The sequence below is a fragment of the Cryobacterium sp. MLB-32 genome (genome assembly GCF_000738085.1).
In the GTDB taxonomy this organism is placed as follows: domain Bacteria; phylum Actinomycetota; class Actinomycetes; order Actinomycetales; family Microbacteriaceae; genus Cryobacterium.
This window is the reverse complement of record NZ_JPRS01000352.1, coordinates 1-2320: the sequence shown is the minus strand read 5'-3', so window position 1 is coordinate 2320 and position 2320 is coordinate 1. Positions and strand designations below refer to the sequence as shown.

General features: G+C 62.6%; 2 protein-coding genes. Both read left to right on the top strand.

What is annotated here, in order from left to right; genetic code table 11:
- Positions 1-98: 98 nt before the first annotated feature.
- The gene (locus JF66_RS18510; protein ID WP_051973748.1) at positions 99-1541 is read left to right on the top strand and encodes a potassium transporter TrkG; all 1443 of its coding nucleotides are present in this window, start codon (positions 99-101) and stop codon (positions 1539-1541) included.
- Positions 1534-2205 (top strand): TrkA family potassium uptake protein, encoded by a 672-nt coding sequence (locus JF66_RS18505; RefSeq protein ID WP_035880317.1) that lies wholly within the window; start codon positions 1534-1536, stop codon positions 2203-2205. The genes JF66_RS18510 and JF66_RS18505 overlap by 8 nt, the downstream gene beginning before the upstream one ends.
- Positions 2206-2320: the final 115 nt, after the last annotated feature.

Genomic DNA, 2320 nt, shown 5'->3' with positions numbered 1-2320 from the left:
ACAACGTCGAAAATGTCTGCCATTCCCTCAGGTTAGTCACTCCGTAGAGGGAGTACCATGTCAAAGTGGCGCGGGTCGCAGGTCTTTGGGGGTTCCACGTGCAGTTACACACCTCCGCCAAGCGGTTCGGTCACCACCAGTCCACCTGGTACGGCCGTATTCGTGACGGTGTCGATCACCTCGTGCGGTCTTCGCCCTCGCGTTTTGCCATCCTGGTGTTCACCGCCCTGATCCTGCTGTTCACGGCTCTGTTCTCGCTTCCCGTCGCATCAGCTGACCGCACCATCACTCCCCTGTACGACGCGCTGTTCACCGCGGTATCGGTGATCTGTGTCACCGGGTTGTCCACCGTGGACATGGCCACCCACTGGTCGGGGTTCGGCAACGTGCTGGTTTTTCTGGGCGTCAACGTGGGCGGCATCGGTGTGCTCACCCTCGCCTCCATCATGGGGATGGTCATCTCCCGTCGGCTCGGACTGCGGGCCAAGCTCATGGCGGCGAGCGATTCGAATCCGTCTCGCATCCACGCCGGGCCGGTCAACGAGGGTCAGGCGATCAGGCTCGGCGAGGTCGGCAGCCTGCTGCTCACCGTGGCCATCAGCGCCCTCGTGATCGAGGTTGCTGTTGCCGCCCTGATTTTTCCGCGGATGCTCATCGAAGGCGTCGCCACCGGCGAGGCCCTGTGGCACAGCGTCTATTACGCGGCGATGGCCTTCACCAACACGGGGTTCAGCCCGAATGCCCTGGGACTCGTGCCGTTCGAGAACGACTTCTGGTTTCTGGGCGCGCTCATGCTGGGCGTATTCCTCGGCAGCCTCGGTTTTCCCGTGATCTATTCCCTGGCCCGAAGCTGGCGCAAGCCACGGCTGTGGTCCCTGCACGTGAAGCTCACCCTCGTCACCACGATCGCGCTCATGTTCGCCGGCATGATCATCTACATCATTCTCGAATTCGACAATCCCAAAACCTTCGGGTCGCTGGACGCCGGCAGCACCATCTTTCAATCGCTCTTCATGTCGGTGATGACCCGTTCGGGCGGCTTCGCCACGATCGACGTCAGCGATCTTCATGGATCGAGCCTGCTCGTGAGCAGCATGCTCATGTTCATCGGCGGCGGTTCCGCCTCGACCGCCGGCGGAATCAAGGTGACCACCTTCGCCATTCTCTTTCTCGCCGCCTTCGCAGAGGCACGCGGCAAGGCACAGATGGAGGCCTTCGGACGCCGTATCCCGAGCGATATGCTGCGCCTCTCGGTGAGCGTTGTGCTCTGGGGCGCCACGACTGTCGCGGTGTCGAGTGTGCTGATCCTGCACATCACGCAGGCCCCGCTGGACCATGTGCTGTTCGACGTGATCAGTGCCTTCGCCACCTGCGGCCTGTCCACCGGGCTCACGGCAGATCTGCCGCCGGAGGGGGTCTACGTGCAGGCTGCCACCATGTTCATGGGCCGGGTTGGTACAGTGACTCTCGCTGCCGCGCTGGCGGCGAGCCAGAGCAGGCAGTTGTTCAAACGCCCGGAAGAGAGGCCCATCGTTGGCTGATCGCATCAAACACGACGCCCCCGTACTCGTCATCGGGCTCGGTCGTTTCGGCGCTGCCACGGCCGGCCAACTCGATCGGCTGGGCCGCGAGGTACTCGTCGTAGACATCAGCGAGGCCCTCGTGCAGAAGTGGGCCGAGCGCGTCACCCACGCCGTTCAGGCCGACTCGCGATCTCTCGAGGCGCTGAAACAGATCGGCGCGCAGGACTTCTCCATCGCCGTGTGCGCGGTCGGGTCATCCGTTGAGGCCAGCGTGCTGATCACCGCCAACCTCGTGGACCTCAAGATTCCGCAGATCTGGGCGAAGGCGATCTCCAAGTCACACGGCAAGATCCTGGAACGCATCGGCGCCAACCACGTGATCTACCCGGAGGCGGAAGCCGGCGAACGAGCCGCGCATTTGGTCTCCGGCCGCATGCTCGACTTCATCGAATTCGACGACGATTTCGCACTCGTGAAGATGTACCCGCCCAAGCCCATCCGTGGTCTCAACCTCATCGACTCCGGCGTGCGGCGCAAGTACAACGTCACCGTGGTCGGCGTGAAGAGCCCCGGAAAACCATTTACGTACGCCACCGCCGACACGGTAGTGTCCAACCACGACCTCATTATTGTGTCCGGCACCGAGGCCGACATCGAGCGGTTCGCCGCTCTGGGGTCGTAGCGCCGGGTCATGCGCGTATCGAACCGTCAGTTCCAGGAAGGTCTCGACCTTCGTTGCGGGGCAACAAACCGTGAAGCTTAAAAGGTGGCCAAGATGACACAAGACAAACCCGATT